We start from the raw sequence: 21,913 nt of genomic DNA on the forward strand, positions 1-21,913 counted from the left end.
CCGATTGCACGGCGGCGATGCTCGGTTGCAGCTTGTCGAGGAAGCGGTTGAAGGCGGTGGCCAGGCGGCCCAGTTCGTCGCGGCGCGGGTAGTCGAGCCGGCGGGTGAGGTCGCCTTCGCCATCGGCGATGTCCTCGAGCATGCGCGCCAGGCGCAGGATCGGCCGGCTGATGCCCAGTGCGGTCAGTGCCACCAGCAGCATGCCGAGCAGCCCGGCGGCGATGCCGACGCCAGTCTCCAGTGCGGTACTTTTCCAGCGCAGATCATCCAGCGTGCCCTTTAGACGTTCCGCCGGGGCGAGCATCACCGCGCGCGGCACACTGAGCAGGATGCCCCAGGGGGCGGCGTCCGGCACCGGCGCCAGGCTGTGCAGCACGCTGATGGATTCGCCGTCGTCGCTGGACTGCGAGCGCCCGGCGGCGATCTCGGCGAGGAGGGCCTTGTCGTCGAACCTCTGCCCCAGTTTCGAGGCATCGCCGCTGTCGCTGGCAACCAGGCCGTTGGGGCTGAGGATGCGGATGCGGCCCTGACCGTCGAACAGGCTGCGGCTGCCCTCTGCGCTGCTTTGCTGAAGCGCCGCCAGATCGATGTCGAAGCCCACGGCGGCGATTGCCTTGCCGTTCTCCAGCAGCGGCAGGGTGACGCTGGTGACCAGCCGGCGCTGGCCTGAGGCGTCGTCGAAGTAGGGATCGAGCACGCAGGGGCGGGCGTGCCCGGTGGAGCAGGTGAAGAAGGCGTTGTAGGGCTGACCACTGGGGCCGGGCGTGGTGTCGCCGAGCACTTGCTCGGTGCCGATCACCCGCTGGGTCTCCTTGCCGTTCTGCAGCAGGTAGAGGGCGAAGCGGCCAGTTTCATTGCTGCCCAGGTCTTCGCGGGCAGTGAACTGGCCGTCGGCGGCATCCAGCGCATCGGGCTGGAACACCAGGAACAGGCCGAGCAGCTCCGGGTGGGCGCCGAGGGTATCGGCCATCGAGTGATTGAGCGCGGTGCGCAGCGCAGTGGGGTCGAGGACGCCCTGGCGCTGTTGTGCGCGCAGGGTCTGCACCGTGCGCAGCAGTCCTTCACCGAGCAGCAGGTTGTTCTGCAGGCGCTCGCGGATCAGCAGGGCCTGCACCTGGCCCTGGGTTTCCAGGTTGTGCTGCGCGGCAACGGCGAAGAGTTCGCCGCTGTCGTGCTGGATGGTACGGCTGTCCTGCCGCGCCTGGTACAGCGAAAGGCCGATCAGGACGCTGGAGACCAGCAGCAGGCAGAGGCCCGCCAGCCAGGTGATGCGGCCCTGGATCGAAGTCAGGAGGCTGGGCATGGCGGGCTCTTCTTTCTGCTGGGTGAGGGGGCTTAGAAGGTGGTGGAGAACATCAGCTGGCTGTACAGGTTGCTGTTGTCGTTGCCGATCTGGGTGCCGCCTTCGGCCGCGCTCTTCTTCGGCTGGTACAGGCCCACCAGCGGGATGATCATCAGGTGCTCGTTGATCGCCCATTCGGCGTAGAGGTCCAGCTCGCGGCCGTCGGTGTTGCCCAGGTCGGTGTCCAGGGTGTGGAAGTCGAAGTACTGCGCGCCGATGGAAAGGTTCTCCAGCGGGGTGACCTTGGCGCCGACGTTGTGCACGCGGGTATTGCTGTTGAACGGACCGGAGTAGTTGCCCGCCACTTCGCCCTGGAACCAGGTCCCGAAGCCACGGCTGAAGCCGTAGAAGAGCGTGTCGTAGCCTTCGGAGAAGCGGCTGAAGCGGTAGCTGACGTAGGGTTTCCAGGCGATGTCGGAGAAGGTCCAACCGGCTTCGAGGTACCAGGCGTTCTCGCTGTCGTCGCTGTACTGGGCATTGTCCTTGTCCTGCCAGGCGTATTCGCCGGAGAGGAACAGGTTTTCCACGCCGGCGTTGCCAGTGCCGCGCAGGCTGTAGGTCTTCATGTCCTTGCGGTCGAGCTGGATGGGCGAGGCGTAGCGCTCGTCAACGTCGGTGACGTCGATGTAGGTCAGGCCGAAGGTGGCTTCTGGGGCGACGTGCTCGAGGGTGGTAACGTACAGCTCGGAGTTGGCCTGGGCGCGGTTGTCCGACTTCAGGCGCATCAGGTCGCCGCGCCAGCCTTCCTTGCCGCCGATGCGCAGCACGGCGGTCTCGTCGAAAGCGCGGCGGCCGGCGAGGTAATAGGCACCGCCACGGTTGTATTCACCGTCGGCCAGGCCCTTGCCCATGTTCAGCGCGTCGCCGTCGATCAGGAAGCCGTCGCCGACCACGACGTTCTGGCGGCCGGCGGAGAGGTCGATGCCGTCCTCACCCAGCATCGGGAACAGGTTGCCCGAGCGCCAGCCGGCGTAGGCGTCCTCGATCTTGGTGGTGCGTTCGGAGCCGTCGGTGAAGCCGGCGGCGTCGCCGTCGCCCCAGGTGCCGGAACTGATCAGGTTGAAGGCACCGTAGGCGGTACCCGCACCGCCCAGCTTCTGGTCGCCGCTCAGGCCGTACTTGATGAAACCTTCCTGCCAGGAGGACGAGCCTTCATCCAGCGTGCCAGTCATGTTGTAGCGCTCCTGGCTGTGGAACAGCCCGAAGGTCGCCGAGAGATCGGCGTTCAGGTGCGTGTCGTCGGTGGCGTACAGCTCGTAGGCGCTGGCGGAGCTGGCCCCGGCGATGAGCAGGGCGAGCAGGGTGGGGCGCAGCACGGCGGCGTGGGTCATGGCGAAGGCATCCGTTGTTCTTGTCGGTTGGAGGGGATGGGTCTTCTGCCGATGCTAAGTAAGGGCTGGCGTTGTGCCGTTGCGTGTGTCTGCCAAGTGATTGGGTGTGGTTGCCAGATCCGGTGGTGTGCCTTTTGTAGGAGCGAGCTTGCTCGCGAACCCGCTTGACGCGGGAACTGCCGGTGGATCTGTTCGCGAGCAAGCTTGCTCCTACGAAGAGCAGAAGCTCAGCGCATGCGCGAGAGCAGCGACGGCTGCTCCGCATACAACCGCTTGTACAAGGCCGAGAAATGGCTGGAACTGGCGAAGCCCAGGTCCAGCGCCAGGCTGGTGATGCTCTGCTGCGGCTCCTGCTTGAGCCGGCGGCGCGCCTCGGCCAGGCGCAGGCTGAGAAAGAACTGCTGCGGCGTGCTCTGGCAGATCTGCCGGAAGCAGTACTGCAGGGTGCGCTGGCTGGTGTTCAGGCTCTGGCTCAGTTCCAGCAACGACAGTGGCTCGGAAAGGTCCGCCTGCATGCGCTCGATGGCTGCCAGCACCAGCCGGCGATGCTGCTGCAATGAGCGTGGCGCGCCCTCGCGGTCAGTGCCGGGAAGGATTTCCTCCAGCGCCTGCAGCACGTGGCTCAGCACCAGGGCGACGGCGTGCCCGGCCTGTTGCGGATCGTCCACCCGCCACGGTTCGGCCTCGAAGACGGCGAGGGCGCCACAGAGACTGCGGCGCAGATCGCCGGCCCCCGTCGGTGAAAGTTGCAGGCGCCGTTGCTGCAGCGCGCGCTCGAACAACTCGCGCTCTTCGGTGCCGAGCAGGCGTTCCAGCTGCGGCTGGCTGAAGGTCAGGCCGAGCATGTGGATTTCCCCGGCGGCGCAGATTTCCAGCTCGCGGCCGCCTTCGAGCACCAGCAGGGTGTCGTCATGCAGGGACTGGCCGTTGAAGCGCGAATCGGCACTGGCACGCAGGGGAATACCGATCACCAGGTGTCCGGCCGGTGGCGCCATGTTCTCGTGCAGGTGCAGGTTGGAGTGTTCGTAGATCAGCGAGGCACCGGGCAGCTGCACATGCAGCAGCTCCGCCTGCAGGCGGCCATGGCCGAGCTGGGTGTAGTCCTGGCTCCAGCCGGCGAGGGCGCAGGCCAGTTCATCGGAGTCGGTTGCCTGGTGGCGGGCTATGCCGGTCATGGCGGTTCACCTCGGTGGTGCGCCGAGTATCGGTCAGTGCTGGCGTGCAGGCTTGTGCCTGCACGCCAGGGTGTTGCGGCGCTCTGCCAGTTTCAGCGGTCGGCGAGGTAGGCGGCGGCCAGTGTACAGGCGCGTTCGATCAGCATGGGGGCCAGTTCCCGTGCGGTTTCGCTGTTGCGCCGGGTGTGCACCCAGCCCAGGTAGGTCGTGCCGCGCAGCGCGAGGAACAGTGGCAGGGCGGCCCGGTCGGCGGCGGACAGCGGTTTGACCGAGTCGTAGCCGGCCAGCAGCGCCGCCTGGATCTGCGCCAGGCGCGGATCGTCCAGGCAGAAGTACAGCGCGGTGGCCAACTCGAACATGTGCCAGCCGAAGCCAGCATCGTCGAAGTCGATCAGCTGCAGTTCGCCGCCTTCGAGCAACAGGTTCTCCGGCACCAGGTCGGCGTGGATCATGCCGAAGTTGCCCAGGCTGCGGCCGTAACGGCGCAGGTCGAGGCGGGCTTCCTGGCGCGCGCGCTGGAGCAGTTCGCGTTGCTCGTCGCTGAGCAGGTCCAGCTCCCAGAAGCGTCCCCAGAACGGATTGGCGCCGATCAGACCTTCCTCATCCCAGGCGTGCCGGGTGAATTCGTTGGGTTGGCGCCACTGGGCCGAATTCAGGTGGATGCGCGCGGCGACGGCGCCGGCCTGGTGGAACAGCGCCTCGATGTCGCCATCGGCGCTCAGGCCCTGTTCGGCGGAGCCCAGGGTGCTGCCGCCAAGCCAGCCGAGCATGTCGACGAAGCGCGGCTCCGCCAGTGCGGTGCTGCGTACCTCGGCCAGGTGTTCGCCGCTGCGGGTGCGGATGATGCTGGGCACGCCGATGCCGCCGGCGGCCAGTTGCTCCATCCAGGTCAGCTCGGAACGCAGCGCCGCCTCGCTGTGGTAGCCGCCGCGGTGCACGCGCAGGGCGCTACGGGTGCCGTCGCTGCGGGTGGCGCAGAACACCGCGTTCTCGCGGTACTTGAGCAGTTCCAGGCCGACGAAGTCGCCGTCCCAGTGGTGCAGGGCGTCCAGCGCCAGGTCGCGCAGGCAGGCGATCTGCTGGTCATGGTCGAGCAAAGAGAAGTCAGTCATGCCGGTTTCCTTCAAAGCTCGCCCAGGACCTGGTCCAGGGTGTGGATGAACAGCTCGCCGTGTTCGCCCTGGAAGGGCAGTGGCGGGCGAATCTTGAGGATGTTGTCGTCGCCGCCGATCTTGCTGATCAACACGCCGCGCTGGCGCATCGCGTTGACGATGCGCCGTGCCTCCGGGCCTGCCGGCTCGCGGCTGGTGCGGTCGCGCACCAGTTCCACGGCGAAGAACAGGCCCTGGCCGCGCACGTCGCCGATGATCGAGTGGCGCTCGGCGAGTCGATGCAGTTCGGCGCTGAGGCGAGCTCCCTGGCGCCGGGCGTTGCCTTGCAGGTCCTCTTCGGCGATCACGTCGAGCACCGCCTGGCCGACGGCCGCGGCCACGGGCGAGCCGCCGAAGGTGTTGAAGTACAGGTTGGCGCGGCCGAAGGATTCGACGCGCTCGCGGCTGGTCACCAGACCGGCCAGGGGGAAACCGTTGCCCATGGGCTTGCCGAGGGTGACGATGTCCGGCACCAGCGGGTGTGACTGGTGGCCCCACAGGTGATCACCGGTGCGGGCGAAGCCCGATTGCACCTCGTCGGCGATCAGCAGGCCGCCGGCCTCGCGCACCAGCTTGGCGACGCGCTCCAGGTAGCCGGCCGGCAGGCGCGGGATGCCTTCGTTGGCGAACAGCGTGTCGATCAACATGGCCGCGAGGCCTACGCCGGCCGCCTGCAGCTCGGCAATGGCTTCGGCGACCTTGGCGACATAGCGGTCGGCGACCTGCTCGGGCGTGCCGTCCGCGTGGTACAGGCAGGGGATAGGCACGGCCCGCGCATGGGCCGAGAACGGCTCCGAACTGGGCAGCGCGGTGGTCACCGCCGCTAGCGTGGTGGTGTTGCCGTGGTAGTTGTAGTCGCTGACGATGATGCCCTTGTTGCCGGTGGCGAAGCGCGCCATGCGCAGGGCCAGTTCGTTGGCCTCGCTGCCGGTGCAGGTGAACATCAGGCTGTCCAGCGGGTCGGCGAAGGTCGCGGTGAGGCTTTCGGCGTAGCGCACCACGCGTTCATTGAGGTAGCGGGTGTGGATGTTCAGCGTCGCCGCCTGTTCGGCCATGGCGGCTACCACTCTGGGGTGGCAGTGACCGACGCAGGGCACGTTGTTGTAGCAGTCCAGGTAGCGCTTGCCGGCGGCGTCGATGAGCCAGACGCCTTCGCCTTGCACCAGTTCCAGCGGCTCGTCATAGAACAGCGGCGAAGCATCGCCCATGACCTGGTGGCGGCGTTGCAGCAGGGTTGCTTCAGACATTCTCGGCATTCTCCAGGGGCTTGCCGGCGCGGCTCGCGGCGCGCAGCAGGTAGTTGAGGATCAGTGCGACGACCACCAGGGCCAGGGCGCTGAGCATCGCCACTTCCAGCTGGAAGCAGGCAGCGATCACCACCAGCGTCAGCAGCATGCCGACGCTGGCCACGGCCGGGCCGCCGCGCAGGCGGAAGGGGCGCACCAGGCCGGGCTGGGTGCGGTGCAGGCGCAGGTAGGCGGCGAACAGCACCAGGTGGCAGCTGCCCAGCAGCAGGACGATGCACAGCAGGAGTTTTTCCGGCGGCACCAGGGTGAGCGGCAGGCCGATCACGGTCAGCACCAGCAGGGCCACGTAGGGCGAGCCACGACGGTTGGTGCGGGCGAGAGCGGCGGGGAAGAAGCCGTCGCGGGCCAGGGCGAACAGTTGGCGGGAGGCGGAGAACACCACCGAGAAGAAGGTCGCCAGCAGGCCGCACACGGCGCCGGAGCCGACCAGCAAGGGCAGCCAGTCGCGCTCGCCGTAGAGTCCGCCGTGGGTCATGGCGGCGTACAGCGGATCACCCGCGTTGCCGACCACTTCCACGCCGGCAGCGCCCGGCGCGCTGATTACCACGGTCAGGGCGGTCAGCAGCAGGGTGCCGACGGCGGCGATGATCCCGCGCGGCATGCTGCGGCCCGGTTCGGCGGCTTCCTCGGCAGCGGAGGCGACCTGCTCCAGGCAGATGAACATCCAGATGGCGAAGGGGACGCAGGCGAACACGCCGGAGACGCTCACGCCCGGCAGTGCGCTGCCGGATGTAGCCAGCAGATTCTCCCAGTGCACGTGGGGCAGCATGGCGCCGCCGAAGGCGAGCAGTGCGATGGCTGCCACCGCGCCGGCCAGCAGGGTCAGCCCGAGAGCCTCGCCCACGCCGATGATGTGGATGCCGATGATCACCGCGAACAGGCCGATGCGTACCGGCCAGCCGCCGAAGCCGAACACCGATTCCATGTAGGCGGCGAGGAAGTTGGCGGCCGCGCCGGTGCCGATGGTCAAAGCCAGTGCACAGGCGGCACCGACCAGGTAGCCGACGAAGGGTCCGAAGGCCAGCTGTGCGTAGGCGAACACGCCGCCAGCGTGGGGCCGGGCGGTGGAGAGTTCGCACACGCACAGTGCCAGGCCGCCGCAGAGCACGGCCATCAGCAGGGTGGCGACGAGCATGTTGGCCCAGCCGCTACTGGCCAGGCCGTAGTTCCAGCCGGAGAACTGCCCGGCGATGACCAGTGAAATGCCGAGCCCGGCGATCTGGGGCCAGCGGAGTACGCCTTGTTTGAGCATGGTGGTTGTCCCTTGCCTTTGATTGATCGAAGTAGTGAGCGGCAGTCAGCCGCGTGCGCCTGGGCGCAGCGGGCAAGGGAGATGGCCGGCGGATGCCGACGGTTGAATGCGTGGAGTCATGGGGCGGCCCTTCTTGTTGTTTTATGGGGTGGTGCACGCGCCCGCCGTCAGGAGCAGCGGGCAGGGAGAAGGTACGGAGGGCGCGGGGTGGGGCGATATCAGAAATGCGCAAAGACGCAAGGTGGGGTTTTCCGCGGGAGAAGGCAGAGGGGGCCAGGCGGCTCCGATGGGGCGGAAACTGGTAGGAGCGAGCTTGCTCGCGAACAGCATGCGTAGGATGCGTCAGGGGTGAGGCAGGTTCGCGAGCAAGATCGCTCCTACGAAGAGCCGATCGTGCCAGGACCGCAACGCGCATGACGCGCCAGCGTTATCCGCCCTACGCGCTACAGGGTGTGGTGCAGGCATAAAAAAACCGGCCCGAAGGCCGGTCGAGAATGACACTGGAGTTGCAGCGATCAGCGCATCACGCGCGCTTGAGCACCAGGGTCAGAATGTCGTAGCTGGCGACCAGTTCACCCAGCTGGTTGGTGACTTCCACGTCCCAGGCCACCACGCCCTGCGGTTCGCCCTTGGGGCTCTTCTTGCCCTGGTCGATCTTGCGCTTGCAGGTCAGGCGGGCCTGGATGGTGTCGCCGATGCCCACCGGGTTGATGAAGCGCAGGGTGTCCAGGCCGTAGTTGGCCAGCACCGGGCCGACGCCGGGGGAGACGAACAGGCCGGCCGCCGCCGAGAGCACGAAGTAGCCGTGGGCGATACGCTTGCCGAACTGCGAGTCCTTCGCCGCCAGCTCGTCGAAGTGCATGTAGAAGTGGTCGCCCGACAGGCAGCCGAAGTTCACCAGGTCGGCCTCGGTGACGGTACGGCGATGGGTCAGCAGCGATTCGCCGATCTTCAGATCGTCGAAGTAGCGGCGGAACGGGTGCACCTCGGTCTCGTACACCTTGGCGCCGCGCACGTATTCGCCGGTGACGGCCATCAACATGCTCGGCGAGCCCTGCACGGCGGTACGTTGCAGGTAGTGCTTCACTGCGCGCAGGCCACCCAGCTCTTCACCACCGCCGGCGCGACCGGGGCCGCCGTGCTTGAGCACCGGCAGCGGCGAGCCGTGGCCGGTGGATTCGGCGGCGGATTCGCGGTCGAGGATATGCAGGCGACCGTGCAGTGCGCCCATGACCGGAACGACTTTCGCGGCGACCTGCGGGTCGCGGGTGATCAGGCTGGCCACCAGGCTGCCCTTGCCGCGTGCGGCCAGGGCCACTGCCTCGTCGATGTCGTCGTAGGTCATCAGGGTGGTCACCGGGCCGAAGGCCTCGATGTCGTGGGCACCGCCTTCGGCGTGCGGATCACGGCTGCGCAGCAGGGTCGGGGCGAAGAACGCGCCTTCGGCCACGCCGTCGCCGCGTGGAGCGAAACCGTCCTTCGCGCCGAAGAGCAGATCGCTGGACTTCAGCAGGGCTTCCACGCGCTCGGCGACGTCGGCCTGCTGCGCGTGGGAGGCCAGGGCGCCCATCTTCACGCCTTCCACCGATGGGTCACCGACCACGACCTTGGCCAGGCGCTCACGCAGGCGTTCGGCGACGGCGTCGACGTGCTTGGCGGGGACGATGGCGCGGCGGATGGCGGTGCATTTCTGCCCGGCCTTGACGGTCATCTCACGGGCTACTTCCTTGACGAAGAGGTCGAATTCTTCATCGTCCGGGGTGACGTCCGGGGCAAGGATGGCGCAGTTGAGCGAATCGGCCTCGGCGTTGAACGGCACCGAGTTGCGGATCAGGTTGGCGTTCACGCGCAGCTTGGCGGCGGTGTCGGCGGAGCCGGTGAAGGTCACCACGTCCTGGCCTTGCAGACGGTCCAGCAGGTCGCCGGTGCCACCGATGATCAGCTGCAGGCTGCCAGCCGGGAGCAGGCCGGACTCGTGCATCACGCGCACGGCGGCTTCAGTGATGTAGCTGGTGGCAGTGGCCGGTTTGACGATGCAGGGCATGCCGGCGAGGAAGCTCGGCGCGAACTTCTCCAGCATCCCCCAGATGGGGAAGTTGAAGGCGTTGATGTGCACGGCGATACCGCCGCGCGGCACCAGGATGTGGCTGCCGGCGAACTTGCCGGTCTTGCCCAGCGGCATGGCCGGGCCTTCGTGGACGACGTTGCCCGAGGGCAGCTCGCGGCCGCCGACGCCGGCGTAGGCGAACAGCGTACCGGCGCCGCCTTCGATGTCGATCCAGCTGTCGGCGCGAGTGGCGCCGCTGTGGCGGGAAATCTCGTAGAGCTGTTCCTTGCGCTCGGTGAGGTACAGCGCCAGGGCCTTCAGGCGTTGGGCGCGCTGCTGGAAGTCCATGGACATCAGTTCTTTCAGGCCCTGCTCGCGGGCATGGGCGACGGCTTCGGCGAAATCCAGTGCCTCTTCGTGGGTGCGTGCCACGGTCTGGCCGTTGAGCGCGCTTCGCAGCGCCTGGGCGCCGTGCTGGCCGACCCAGCGGCCGCCGATGAAACTTTGCAGGATTGGCTCTTGGGCCATGGTTGTCTTCCTCCGGATCGCTACGCAAGGGTGCCGGCTGGTGCCGGTGACCGCCGCGCCGGGTGGGCGTCGGCGGCGCTTAATTAATTGGCGGGACTAAGCCGCCGGAAAAGGTCCGCCAGGGTCCTTGTGGGGCGCTGGCGGTGGAGCTGAATCGTTGTCGCAGAAGGCGAGCCTGCTCGACGCCGGCCTTGCCGGCGGTTCGCGGACAAGGTCCGCTCCTACGCAAAGCGCGCCGGGACCACCCTGTAGGAGCGGACTTTGTCCGCGAATCCTTCTGCGCATGCCGGGGCTGCGGCAGAGTGCGGTTCGCGAGCAAGGACTAGGCGTCCCCCTCGGTCCTGCAGGAACGGCTCAGAGCTGGTCGAAATCGAGTACGACGTTGTCGCTGACCGGATACGCCTGGCAGCTCAGCACGTAGCCGGCCGCCACTTCGTAATCCTCCAGGGCGAAGTTGCTGTCCATTTCCACTTCTCCGGAAACCACCTTGCACTTGCAGGTCGAGCACACGCCGGCCTTGCAGGAGTAGGGCAGTTCGGCGCCCTGGGCATTGCCGGCGTCGAGCACGCTGACGCTGTTGCGGGCCAGTTCGAAGGACAGCTCGCGGCCATCGCTGATCACGGTGATCCGGCTCTTCGCGCTGTCGACTGCGGCGGCGGCCTGGCGGGCTTCGCGCTTGCTCTCGCTGCCGGCGGCGGCGAACAGTTCGAAGTGGATGCGCTCGGCCGGCATGCCATTGCCCTTGAGCTGGTCGCGCACGGTCTCGGTCATTGCCTGCGGGCCGCAGATGAAGGCAGCGTCCAGGCTCTTCACGTCGAGCCAGCGGCTGAACAGCTGGCCGCACTTGTCGGCGTCGATGCGGCCGTTGTAGAGGTCGACGTCCTGCTGTTCGCGGCTGAACACGAAGATCAGGTTGAGGCGCTGCAGGTAGCGGTTCTTCAGGTCTTCGAGCTGTTCGCGGAACATCGCGGCGTTGCTGGAGCGGTTGCCGTAGAGCAGGGTGACGCGGCTGTTCGGCTCGGTTTCCAGGGTGGTCTTGACGATCGACAGGATCGGCGTGATGCCGCTGCCGGCGGCGACCGCCAGGTAGTTGCCGTGGCGTGCCGGGTCCAGTGCGACGTTGAAGTGGCCGGCTGGCGGCATGACTTCCAGGCTGGCGCCGACCTTCAGCGACTCGTTGGCGTAGGCAGAAAAACGCCCGCCCGGCACGCGCTTGATCGCCACGCGCAGCTCGCCATCATTCACGCCGCTGCAGATGGAGTAGGAGCGGCGCACTTCCTCGCCGTCGAGCTGGGTGCGCATGACCAGGTGCTGGCCGTGCTGGAAGCGGAAGCTGTCGGCCAGGTCCGTCGGGACGTCGAAGGCGATGGACACGGCGTCGCGGGTTTCGGCGCGTACTTCCTTGATTTTCAGGCTGTGGAACTTGCTCATTGTTCTTCTCCGGCGGCGTTGCCGCTCAGATGCACTTGAAGTAGTCGAACGGCTCGCGGCAGTCGACACAGCGGTACAGCGCCTTGCAGGCGGTCGAGCCGAACTCGCTGAGCAGCTCGGTGTGCGCGCTGCCGCACTGTGGGCAGCACACTTCCGGGCTTTCACCGAGCAGGCTGCGCTTGCTGGTGCTGCCGGACGGCGGTGCGATGCCGTAGACGCGCAGCGCTTCGCGGCCGCTGTCGCTGATCCAGTCGGTGGTCCACGCCGGGTTCAGCCGGCGCTCCAGTTGCGGCGCGGCGAAGCCGGCGTGCTCCAGGGCGTGCTGGATGTCCTGCTCGATGACCTCGGTGGCCGGGCAACCGGAGTACGTCGGGGTGACTACCACGTGCAGATGCCCGTCCTGCCAGTCGAGGCCGCGGACGATGCCGAGGTCGACCACGCTGACCACCGGCACTTCCGGGTCCATCACCGCGCCGAGCACGTGCCAGGCGCGGCTGAGGTCGTCAGCCGTGCCGGCACGGGCGCCGCGATCGCTGGTAATCAGCTCACCAGGTCGCATCGGGGTAGGCCCGTTGGAGGAACTGCATCTCGGCCAGCAGAATGCCCAGGTGCTCGGTATGCAGGCCACGGCGGCCGCTGAGGTAGAAGTTCACCGCCGGTTCGGGCACCGGCAGGGTCGCGGCGGCGAAGATGTCGGCGACCTTGGACTTCCAGGCGGCGGCCAGCTCGGTCGGGTTCGGTGCGATCCCGGCTTCGAACAGGCGCTGCTCGATGTCGTCTGCGTTGCAGAGTTCGACGGTAAAACGCCACACCTGCGGAATCGCCGCGAGCATGCGCGCATGGCTTTGCTCGGTGCCATCGCCCAGGCGCTGCATCCATTCGCCGGAGCGACGCAGGTGGTAGGTGACTTCCTTCAGGCCCTTGGCGGCGATGGCGGCGATGCGCTCGTCGCTGGAGCTGCTCAGGGCGTGCAGTACATGGAAGTGCCAGGTGTCATAGAGGAACTGCTTGGTGATGGTCACGGCGAAGTCGCCGTTGGGCTGCTCGACCAGCAACAGGTTGCGGAAGGCCCGCTCATCGCGGCGGAAGGCCAGGGCATCGGCGTCGCGGCCGTCGTCCAGCAGTTCCACGGCGTATTCGTACCAGTTGCGTGCCTGGCCCACGAGGTCGAGGCCGACGTTCATCAGCGCCAGTTCTTCTTCCAGCGCCGGGGCGTGGCCGCACCATTCGCAAAGGCGCTGGCCCTGAATCAGGGCGCTGTCGGCGAGGCGCAGCAGGTATTCGATCTTGTCGTTGTTCGGGTTCATCGCACGCGTCTCACATGTGGCCGACTTCGGGCGGCAGCTCGTAGAAGCTGGCGTGGCGGTAGACCTTGTCCTGCGACGGATCGAACAGCGGATCCTTTTCGTCGGGGGAGGAGGCGGTGATCAGCGCGGAGGGCACGACCCACAGGCTCACGCCTTCGTTGCGGCGGGTGTACAGCTCGCGGGCGTTCTCGATGGCCATGGCGGCGTCGGCGGCGTGGACGCTGCCGACGTGCTTGTGGTTCAGGCCGTGTTTGCTACGCACGAATACTTCGAACAAAGTCCACTCGGACATGACTTTTCTCTCCTCGCGGCTCAGGCGGCGTCTTTTTTCTGTTGTTGTTTGCGGGCATAGGCGACCGCAGCTTCGCGGACCCAGGCGCCGTCTTCGATGGCTTTGCGGCGGGTAGCGACGCGCTCGGTGTTGCACGGGCCGTTGCCCTTGAGCACTTCGTAGAACTCTTCCCACTGGATGTCGCCGAAGTCGTAGTGGCCGCGCTCCTCGTTCCACTTCAGGTCCGGGTCCGGGGCGGTGCAGCCGAGCAGTTCGAGCTGCGGCACGGTCTGGTCGACGAAGCGCTGGCGCAGCTCGTCGTTGCTTTGCCGCTTGATCTTCCAGGCCATGGACTGGGCGCTGTTGGGGGAGTCGGCGTCGCTGGGACCGAACATCATCAGGGCCGGCCACCAGAGGCGGTTGATGGCGTCCTGGACCATGTCCTTCTGCGCCTGGTTGCCGTGGCGCATCATGGTCAGGAGGATTTCGTAGCCCTGGCGCTGGTGGAAACTCTCTTCCTTGCAGATGCGGATCATCGCGCGCGAGTACGGGCCGTAGGAGGTGCGCTGCAGCACCACCTGGTTGACGATCGCCGCGCCATCCACCAGCCAGCCCACCGCGCCCATGTCGGCCCAGTTCAGCGTCGGGTAGTTGAAGATGCTCGAGTACTTGGCCTTGCCGCTGTGCAGCTTGGCGATCTCGGCGTCACGGTCGGCGCCCAGGGTTTCCATGGCGCTGTAGAGGTAGAGGCCGTGGCCAGCCTCGTCCTGGATCTTCGCCATCAGCTGCAGTTTGCGCTTGAGGGTCGGGGCGCGGGTCACCCAGTTGCCCTCGGGCAGCATGCCGACGATCTCGGAGTGGGCGTGCTGGGAAATCTGCCGGATCAGCGTCTGCCGGTAGGCGTCGGGCATCCAGTTCTTTGCCTCGATCTTCACCTCGGCATCGATCTTTTCCTGGAAGGCACGTTCCTCGGGGGACATCTCCTCCAGCGCCTTGATGCGCTTCACGCCGGTCTCAACCAGTTGTGCGTACATGCTGTGTCTCCAGCCTTTTGTCTTGTTCGTGGGACGGCCTTGGCCATGGCGGTATTTTTAAATGATACAGAAATGAATGTCTAACACTAAATGATGTGTCGTAATTGGATTCTGTATCGCTTTAGCAGTTTTTGGCGTTGTTGTGGGCGCAAGAGGGAGCGCGTTTCATGGATTTAAATACATGAAAATCGCTGATTGTGCGGGTATTTGATGGCGTTATGAGGCGTAACCGTTTGCGTGCTGTGCGCACTGCCCATGCCTTGGAAATACGATGAAGCGATACGAAAATTTATTCTTATGAGTGAATCGTATGCGGATGTTAGGGGTTGTAGGAGCGAGCTTGCTCGCGAACCCACCCAGCGCCGGAGCTGCCGGGAAAATCGTTCGAGAGCAAGCTCGCTCCTACAAAGGGCCGTGCGAGTTGGCAGGGGCCGGCATCAGGCCTGGACGATCACCTGGAAGCCGCCAAAGATCATGCGCTGGCCGTCGAAAGGCATGTCGTTGAAGTCGGTCTTCATTCGCGCATCCTCCATGAACTTCTTCATCCCTTCGTCGCGCGCGGCCTTGCTGGGCCAGGTGATCCAGGAGAACACCACGATTTCGCCCTCCTTGAGCTTCACTGCCATGGGGAAGGAGGTCACCTTGCCCTCGGGTACGTCATCGCCCCAGCACTCGACGACGCTCAGGGCGCCATGCTCCTTGAACAGCGCCGCCGCCTTGCGTGCAACTTCGATGTAGCGCTCGCGGCTGGCGGTGGGTACGGGTACGAGGAAGCCATCGACATAGTTCATCGTTCATCTCCTGGGTGTGGCGGACGGCGGGTGCCGCCTGCCTTTGAGGAATAGTCGAAGGGCGGGGTGACGGATCGACAGGGAAGGGCGGTGGGGCGACAGGTGGTCGTCGAATCGCCTGGCGGCGAATCGGGGCGGGCGCGATGCACTGTGCCCGGCTTTCGGAATCGTGTCATCCGCGATGGATTTCGCGGACAAGGTCCGCTCCTACAGGTTGGCTGCGGAGCTGCTTTCGTAGGAGCGGATCTTATCCGCGAATCGCCGGCAAGGCCGGCGTTTAGAGGGCGGGAAAAGAAAAGCCCCGCCGAGGCGGGGCTTTCTGACGACGCCGACCGATCAGCCCTTGGGCCGATTGTCGTAGACGTGGCAGGCCTTGCCTTCCGAGCGCTTGAGGCTGTGGGACGGCTGCACCAGCACGCGGGCGCTGACGCCGATGTGGGTCTTGATCTGCTTGCCCAGCTCGCTGCCGATGGCCTTCTGTTCGTCCGCCGACAGGCCTTGCTGGTCGTGGCGCAGTTCGACATGCACGTCGATGCAGTCGAGGTTGCCGTTGCGGTGCAGGTGGATCTCGTAGCACTCGGCGAGCTGCTTGATCTTCAGTACCTGCTCCTCGACCTGGGTCGGGAACACGTTGACGCCGCGGATGATCAGCATGTCGTCGCTGCGGCCGGTGATCTTGTCGATGCGCCGCATCGGCCGCGCGGTGCCCGGCAGCAGGCGGGTCAGGTCGCGGGTGCGGTAGCGGATCATCGGCAGCGCTTCTTTCGACAGCGAGGTGAACACCAGCTCGCCGTACTGGCCGTCGGGCAGTACCGCGCCGGTCGCCGGGTCGATGATCTCGGGGTAGAAGTGGTCTTCCCAGACGGTCGGGCCGTCCTTGGTCTCGGCGCACTCCATGGCCACGCCCGGCCCCATGATTTCCGAGAGGCCGTAGATGTCCAGGGCAGTGATGCCCATGCGCTCTTCGACAGCGCGACGCAGCTCGGCGGTCCAGGGTTCCGCGCCGAAGATGCCCAGGCGCAGCTTGAGGCTGTGCGGGTCGACGCCCTGGCGCTCGATCTCGTCGGCGATGTTGAGCATGTAGGACGGGGTGACCATGATGATGTCCGGCTGGAAATCGCGGATCAGCTGGACCTGCTTCTCGGTCTGACCGCCGGACATCGGGATCACGGTGCAGCCCAGGCGCTCGGCGCCGTAGTGCGCGCCCAGGCCGCCGGTGAACAGGCCGTAGCCGTAGGACACGTGCACCTTGTCACCCTTGCGGCCGCCGGCGGCGCGAATGGAGCGCGCCACCACGTTGGCCCAGGTGTCGATGTCGTTCTGCGTGTAGCCGACCACCGTGGGCTTGCCGGTGGTGCCGCTGGAGGCGTGCAGGCGCACGATCTCGCTCTGCGGTACGGCGAACATGCCGTAGGGGTAGTTGTCGCGCAGGTCGTTCTTGCCGGTGAAGGGGAACTTGGCAAGATCGTCCAGGGAAGTCAGGTCGTCCGGGTGTACGCCGGCTTCGGCGAAGCGCTTCTGGTACAGCGGGACGTTGTCGTGGGCATGCTTGAGACTCCAGCGCAAGCGCTCCAGCTGGTGCTGGCGCAATTCGTCGACACTGGCGGTTTCCATCGGGTCAAGCAGGGCGCGTTCGGCATCATGGTACATGTTCATGGGTTCACTCGATTTGTTCTTGTACGCCAGCCCCGGTGAGGGCTGCGAGTGTCATGGGAGCAGGATAGCGCCCCCGTTCGCGGAAGGATTCGAACCCCTGCCAGAGACTTTGCTCTGCCTGCCAGTCGTTGCACGGAGGCGACTGGCGGTGCGGGGTTCGATCCGGCCGATGGATCAGATCCGTTCGATGATCAGGGCGATGCCCTGGCCGACGCCGATGCACATGGTGCACAGGGCGTAGCGGCCGCCGCGTTCCTCCAGCTCATGCAGGGCGGTGGTGACCAGGCGCGCGCCGCTCATGCCCAGTGGGTGGCCGAGTGCAATGGCGCCGCCGTTGGGGTTCACCCGCACGTCGTCGTCCGCAAGACCGAGCTCGCGCAGCACGGCAAGGCCCTGGGCGGCGAAGGCTTCGTTCAGTTCGATCACGTCCATGTCGTTCAGCGACAGGCCAGCCAGTTCCAGCACCTTGCGGGTCGCCGGTACCGGGCCGATGCCCATGATTCGCGGTTCGACGCCGGCGGTGGCCATGGCGACGACGCGGGCGCGGGCCTTCAGGCCGTGGCGCGCGGCAGCGGCCGGGGTCGCCATCAGCAGGGCACAGGCGCCGTCGTTGACGCCCGAGGCGTTGCCGGCGGTGACGCTGCCGTTCTCGCGGAACGGCGTGCCGAGCTTGGCCAGTTGTTCGAGGGTGGTATCACCGCGCGGATGTTCATCCTGCTCGACCACCTTGGCCGGGCCTTTGCGCTGGGGGATTTCCACCGGGACGATTTCCTTCGCCAGGCGGCCATTGGCCTGGGCGGCGGCGGCCTTGTGCTGGCTGCGCAGGGCAAACGCGTCCTGATCTTCGCGGCTGATGTTGAATTGCTCGGCGACGTTTTCCGCCGTCTCGGGCATGGAATCGATGCCGAACTGTTGCTTCATCAGTTTGTTGACGAAGCGCCAGCCGATGGTGGTGTCGAAGATTTCCGCGCTGCGACCGAAGGCCTGCTCGGACTTGCCCATCACGAACGGTGCGCGGGACATGGATTCCACGCCGCCGGCGAGCATCAATCCGGCCTCGTTGCAGCGCAGGGTGCGGGCGGCGCTGCCTACCGCATCGAGGCCCGAGCCGCACAGGCGGTTGAGCGTGGTGCCCGGCACGCTCACCGGCAGGCCGGCGAGCAGGGAGGCCATGTGGGCAACGTTGCGGTTGTCTTCGCCGGCCTGGTTGGCGCAGCCGAAGATCACGTCATCGATGGCGCTCCAGTCCAGCTCCGGGTGGCGCCGCATCAGGGCCTTCATCGGAATCGCCGCGAGGTCGTCGGCGCGTACGCCGGACAGCGCACCGGCGTAGCGGCCAATGGGCGTGCGCACCGCGTCGATGATCAGGGCGTCGGTGAGGTCTGTCATTCGGAGGTCTCCTGCGCCAGCACGGTGCCGCGCACTTTGTAGGATTTGCCGTGGAACAGGGCGATCAGCTGGCCCTGGGAATTCTCGATGCGTACGTCGTAGTTGCCGGTGCGGCCGCTGCGGCTCTGCTCGCAGGCGCTGGCGATCAGCTCGTCGCCCTCGCGGGCCGGTGCCACGTAGTCGATGCTGCAGCCGATGGCGACGGTGGCGTCGTTGTAGCTGTTGCAGGCAAAGGCGAAGGCCGAGTCGGCGAGGGCGAACAGGTAGCCGCCGTGGCAGGTGCCGTGGCCCTGGATCATGTCCTCGCGTACGCGCATCGACAGCTTGGCGCTGCCCGGGCCGGCATCCAGCAACTGGATGCCCATGCGCCGGGTGGCCTGGTCGCGCTCGTACATCGCCTCGGCGCAGGCGCGGGCGAGTTGGGTGGCGTCAGTCATGGAAAGCTCTCCCTTCCGCGTGCAGGCGGCGCAGCAGCAGGGACGGGCGGTAGCGGTCCTCGCCATAGGCGGCCTGCAGGTTGTCGAGCACGCGCAGCACGTTACCGATGCCGATCTGCCCGGCCCAGGCCAACGGGCCTTGCGGGTAGTTCACGCCAGCACGCATGGCGAGGTCGATGTCACTGGCGCTGCCGACGCCTTGCAGCACGGCATCGGCGCCCTCGTTGGCGAGCATCGCGACGGTGCGCAGCACGGCGAGGCCGGGGCTGTCGCTCAGGCGACTGGCGGCGATGCCGGCCTTGGCCAGCAGGGCGACGGCCTGGTCCAGTGCGTCGGGCGTGGTATCGGCCGAGCAGGAAATGCCCAGGCGCGAGGCCTTGGTGTAATCCAGTGCCAGGTCGATCAGCACCAGGTTGCGCAGGCCGTCTTCCTTGGCGCGCTGGCTGGCGAGGCGGCCGTCGGAGAGGGCGATCACTGCATCGCCGACGCGTAGCAGGCCAGTGCCGGCGCGCTGGGTGATCTCGATGCCCGCATCCTTGAATCGCTGAACCAGCGGTTGGGCGACGCCCAGATCGCCCTCCAGTACGCAGGTGCTGATGTTCGTGGTGCTGCTCAGGTTGGCCGGCTGCGGGCGCTCGGCATCTTCCGCGTAGTCGTAGAAGCCTCGGCCGCTCTTGCGGCCGAGTCGGCCGGCATCCACCAGTTCCTTCTGGATCAGCGAAGGCTGGAAGCGGAAGTCGCCGTAATAGGCCGCGAACACCGAGCAGGTGACGGCGTAGTTGACGTCGTGGCCGATCAGGTCGGTCAGCTCGAAGGCGCCCATGCGGAAGCCGCCGGCGTCGCGCATCAGCGCATCCAGCGTGGCGCAATCGGCAGCGCCTTCCTGCAGCAGGCGCAAGCTTTCGGCGTAGAAGGGGCGCGCTACGCGGTTGACGATGAAGCCGGGTGTGGACTTGGTATGAACCGGCTTCTTGCCCCAGGCCAGCGAGGTGGCGTAGAGGCTGTCGGACAGCGCCGGATCGGTGGCCAGGCCGGAGACGACTTCTACCAGCGCCATCAGCGGCGCCGGGTTGAAGAAGTGCATGCCAACCACCTGTTGCGGACGCTTGAGACCGGCCGCCAGGCTGGTGATGGACAACGAGGAGGTATTGCTGGCGAGAACGCAGTCTTCGCCACACAGCGCTTCCAGTTGCTGAAACAGGCCGCGCTTGACCTCCAGGTTCTCGACGATGGCTTCGATGACCAGCTTCGAATCGGCGAGCGCCTCGATGGCCTCCACCGGCTGCAGGCGCGCGACGATGGCGCTGCGATCTTCGGCGCCCAGTTTGCCTTTCTCCACCAGCCGGCCAAGCTGGCGGTCGATGCCATCGATGGCCTGGGCAGCGGCGCCGGGGCGGTTGTCGTAGAGTTTTACCGGGTGGCCGGCCTGGGCGGCGACCTGGGCAATGCCCGCGCCCATGGCGCCGGCGCCGATCACCGCGACTTTCGCGTCTTTAGACAGTGCGCTCATCGATCAGCGGCCCTTGAAGCTGGGGGTGCGTTTTTCCATGAAGGCGGATACGCCCTCGCGGTAGTCCTCGCTGCGCCCGGCCAGGCGCTGCAGGTCGCGCTCCAGCTCCAGCTGTTCGTCGAAGCTGTTGTTCAGGCTGGCGTTGAGGCTGCGCTTGATCAGCGCCAGGCCATAGGTCGGCTGGGTGGCGAGATGACGGGCGAGCTTGAGCGCTTCCTCGCGCAGGCTGGCGTCGTCCACCACCTGGTAGATCAGCCCCCATTGCTCGGCCTGCTCGGCGGTCAGGCGATTACCCAGCAGGGCGAGCGCCTTGGCGCGGGCCATGCCGACCAGGCGCGGCAGGGTCCAGGTGCCGCCGGAGTCGGGGATCAGGCCGATCTTGCAGAAGGCCTGGATGAAGCTGGCCGAGCGCGCCGCCAGCACCAGGTCGCAGGCCAGCGGAATGTTCGCGCCAGCGCCAGCGGCCACGCCGTTCACCGCGCAGATGACCGGGAGCGGCAGGTCGCGCAGGGTGCGGATCAGCGGGTTGTAGAACTGCTCGATGGACTGGCCCAGGTCGGGCGCCTCGGCACCCGGCGCGACATTGCGGTCGGACAGGTCCTGGCCTGCACAGAAACCGCGACCTTCGCCGGTCAGCAGCAAGACACGGGTCTCGGGGTTCTGCCGGACCTGCTTGAGCGCCTCGCGTACTTCGCCGTGCATGGCGGTGTTGAAGCTGTTCAGCTGCTCGGGGCGATTCAGGCTGAGGAGGGCGACGCCGTCCTCGATGGAAAACAGGATGTGCTCGAAGTTCATGGGCGGACTCGCTCCATCAAAGGGCAGGCTTTTGCCAGAAAAGAAAGGGGGGTGCGCTCAGCGGTCCCGGCTCTACTGGCCAAGGAAGGCCGGCTTGCGCTTTTCCTGGAAGGCGCGGATGCCTTCGTCGCGGTCGGCGGTGCCGGCCAGCAGGGTGAAGGCGTGGCGTTCGAAGCGCAGGCCGCTGGCCAGATCGGTGTCCTGGGCCTTGAGCAGCGCTTCCTTGGCCAGGCGCACGGCCAGTGGCGCCTTGGCGGCGATGCTCCTGGCGACCTGCAGGGCGCGCTCGACAGTGAATTCGGGTTGGGTGACTTCGCTGACCAAACCGGCGCGCTGGGCGTGGCGCGCATCGATGGCTTCGCCGGTGAGTACCATCTGCATCGCCAGCGGCTTGCCCACGGCGCGCAGCAGGCGTTGGGTGCCGCCTGCGCCCGGCATGATGCCGAGATTGATTTCCGGCTGGCCGAAGCGGGCGTCTTCCCCGGCGATCAGGATGTCAGCGTGCATCGCCAGCTCGCAGCCGCCACCCAGGGCAAAGCCGTTGACGGCGGCGATCAGCGGTTTGGAGAAGGCAGCGATGCGCTGCCAGTAGCCGACGCGCGGATCGTTGAGGATGCCGACCAGGTCGCGCTCGGCCATTTCCTTGATGTCGGCGCCGGCAGCGAACGCCTTGCGGCTTCCGGTCAGCACCACGGCGCGGGTTTCGACGTCCTGTTCGGCGGCGTCCAGTTCACTGGCCAGTTCGCCGAGCAGTTCGGTGTTCAGGGCGTTCAGCGCCTCGGGGCGCTGCAATGTAATCAGGCGGACGCCTGCTTCAGGCATCTGAACGGCAAGGGTGCGAGGCATGACATCGTCCTCAGGCTGCACGCGCGGCTGCATGGCCGGCTGTATTGGAATTATGGGAGGCAGGCGTTGCCCGACTCCGGCCTTCCCGCAGTATAGGCCTAAAGCGATACAAGAAAACAACTACGAAAGTTTAATCGCGTGTCTAAAATGTTTCTGGCGGTGCCACAGGGCAGGTATCAAAGGTGGCTGATGACGGTCTTGAGTACAGCGTATTTGCTGGTTTTATAAGGCTTTTTGTTGTTCTTTCGTGGTTGGTCAGAAGTGATACATCAGTTTTAGACTGGAGGTACTCGCTTTGATGTGATACAAGATT

Annotated in this window: 18 protein-coding genes and 1 pseudogene; all 19 read right to left on the bottom strand. The window is 66.4% G+C overall.

What is annotated here, in order from left to right; all coding sequences use genetic code 11:
* Nucleotides 1–37: 37 nt before the first annotated feature.
* A pseudogene (locus FAS41_RS31460) lies at nt 38–1,303 on the bottom strand (methyl-accepting chemotaxis protein); the annotation flags it as partial.
* Between the two features lie 32 nt (nt 1,304–1,335).
* A complete protein-coding gene (locus FAS41_RS15820; protein ID WP_138523843.1) occupies nt 1,336–2,673 on the bottom strand; it encodes an alginate export family protein in 1,338 nt (445 codons plus the stop codon).
* A gap of 227 nt (nt 2,674–2,900) precedes the next feature.
* Nucleotides 2,901–3,848, bottom strand: coding sequence for a helix-turn-helix domain-containing protein (locus FAS41_RS15825; protein ID WP_138523845.1), 948 nt, complete (start codon nt 3,846–3,848; stop codon nt 2,901–2,903).
* Nucleotides 3,849–3,940: 92 nt separating this feature from the next.
* Nucleotides 3,941–4,960, bottom strand: coding sequence for a phosphotransferase enzyme family protein (locus tag FAS41_RS15830; RefSeq protein ID WP_138523847.1), 1,020 nt, complete (start codon nt 4,958–4,960; stop codon nt 3,941–3,943).
* 11 nt (nt 4,961–4,971) lie between these two features.
* Complete coding sequence (locus FAS41_RS15835; RefSeq protein WP_138523849.1) at nt 4,972–6,246, bottom strand: aspartate aminotransferase family protein; 1,275 nt, start codon at nt 6,244–6,246, stop codon at nt 4,972–4,974.
* Nucleotides 6,239–7,558: an amino acid permease gene (locus tag FAS41_RS15840; protein ID WP_138523851.1), complete on the bottom strand. Its 1,320-nt coding sequence runs from the start codon at nt 7,556–7,558 to the stop codon at nt 6,239–6,241. Before FAS41_RS15840 ends, FAS41_RS15835 begins: the two co-directional genes overlap by 8 nt.
* Nucleotides 7,559–8,081: 523 nt before the next feature.
* Entirely contained in the window at nt 8,082–10,133 is a 2,052-nt protein-coding gene (gene paaZ / locus FAS41_RS15845; RefSeq protein ID WP_138523853.1) for a phenylacetic acid degradation bifunctional protein PaaZ, read from the bottom strand.
* Nucleotides 10,134–10,487: 354 nt separating this feature from the next.
* Complete coding sequence (gene paaE / locus FAS41_RS15850; RefSeq protein WP_138523855.1) at nt 10,488–11,564, bottom strand: 1,2-phenylacetyl-CoA epoxidase subunit PaaE; 1,077 nt, start codon at nt 11,562–11,564, stop codon at nt 10,488–10,490.
* A 25-nt stretch (nt 11,565–11,589) separates the two neighbouring features.
* Nucleotides 11,590–12,123, bottom strand: coding sequence for a 1,2-phenylacetyl-CoA epoxidase subunit PaaD (gene paaD, locus FAS41_RS15855; protein WP_138523857.1), 534 nt, complete (start codon nt 12,121–12,123; stop codon nt 11,590–11,592).
* On the bottom strand, nt 12,110–12,871 hold the full coding sequence (gene paaC, locus FAS41_RS15860) for a 1,2-phenylacetyl-CoA epoxidase subunit PaaC (RefSeq protein ID WP_138523859.1): 762 nt from the start codon (nt 12,869–12,871) through the stop codon (nt 12,110–12,112). The genes paaD and paaC overlap by 14 nt, the downstream gene beginning before the upstream one ends.
* Before the next feature lie 10 nt (nt 12,872–12,881).
* Nucleotides 12,882–13,163 carry a 1,2-phenylacetyl-CoA epoxidase subunit PaaB gene (gene paaB, locus FAS41_RS15865; RefSeq protein WP_017520939.1) on the bottom strand — a complete coding sequence of 94 codons (282 nt, stop codon included), beginning with the start codon at nt 13,161–13,163 and terminating at the stop codon, nt 12,882–12,884.
* 20 nt (nt 13,164–13,183) lie between these two features.
* A complete protein-coding gene (paaA, locus tag FAS41_RS15870; protein ID WP_138523861.1) occupies nt 13,184–14,176 on the bottom strand; it encodes a 1,2-phenylacetyl-CoA epoxidase subunit PaaA in 993 nt (330 codons plus the stop codon).
* A gap of 437 nt (nt 14,177–14,613) precedes the next feature.
* Nucleotides 14,614–14,967 (bottom strand): DUF1428 domain-containing protein, encoded by a 354-nt coding sequence (locus tag FAS41_RS15875; protein ID WP_138523863.1) that lies wholly within the window; start codon nt 14,965–14,967, stop codon nt 14,614–14,616.
* Between the two features lie 336 nt (nt 14,968–15,303).
* A complete protein-coding gene (paaK, locus tag FAS41_RS15880) occupies nt 15,304–16,623 on the bottom strand; it encodes a phenylacetate--CoA ligase PaaK (protein WP_138523865.1) in 1,320 nt (439 codons plus the stop codon).
* A 174-nt stretch (nt 16,624–16,797) separates the two neighbouring features.
* Complete coding sequence (gene pcaF / locus FAS41_RS15885; protein WP_138523867.1) at nt 16,798–18,012, bottom strand: 3-oxoadipyl-CoA thiolase; 1,215 nt, start codon at nt 18,010–18,012, stop codon at nt 16,798–16,800.
* The gene (gene paaI / locus FAS41_RS15890; protein WP_138523869.1) at nt 18,009–18,449 is read right to left on the bottom strand and encodes a hydroxyphenylacetyl-CoA thioesterase PaaI; all 441 of its coding nucleotides are present in this window, start codon (nt 18,447–18,449) and stop codon (nt 18,009–18,011) included. Before paaI ends, pcaF begins: the two co-directional genes overlap by 4 nt.
* A complete protein-coding gene (gene paaH / locus FAS41_RS15895; RefSeq protein ID WP_138523871.1) occupies nt 18,442–19,959 on the bottom strand; it encodes a 3-hydroxyacyl-CoA dehydrogenase PaaH in 1,518 nt (505 codons plus the stop codon). Before paaH ends, paaI begins: the two co-directional genes overlap by 8 nt.
* Nucleotides 19,960–19,962: 3 nt before the next feature.
* Nucleotides 19,963–20,754 (bottom strand): 2-(1,2-epoxy-1,2-dihydrophenyl)acetyl-CoA isomerase PaaG, encoded by a 792-nt coding sequence (gene paaG, locus FAS41_RS15900; protein ID WP_138523873.1) that lies wholly within the window; start codon nt 20,752–20,754, stop codon nt 19,963–19,965.
* Between the two features lie 72 nt (nt 20,755–20,826).
* Nucleotides 20,827–21,600 (bottom strand): 2,3-dehydroadipyl-CoA hydratase PaaF, encoded by a 774-nt coding sequence (paaF, locus tag FAS41_RS15905; protein ID WP_138523875.1) that lies wholly within the window; start codon nt 21,598–21,600, stop codon nt 20,827–20,829.
* Nucleotides 21,601–21,913 lie beyond the last annotated feature (313 nt).

It is taken from the genome of Pseudomonas nicosulfuronedens (assembly GCF_005877905.1).
Lineage (GTDB): Bacteria > Pseudomonadota > Gammaproteobacteria > Pseudomonadales > Pseudomonadaceae > Pseudomonas > Pseudomonas nicosulfuronedens.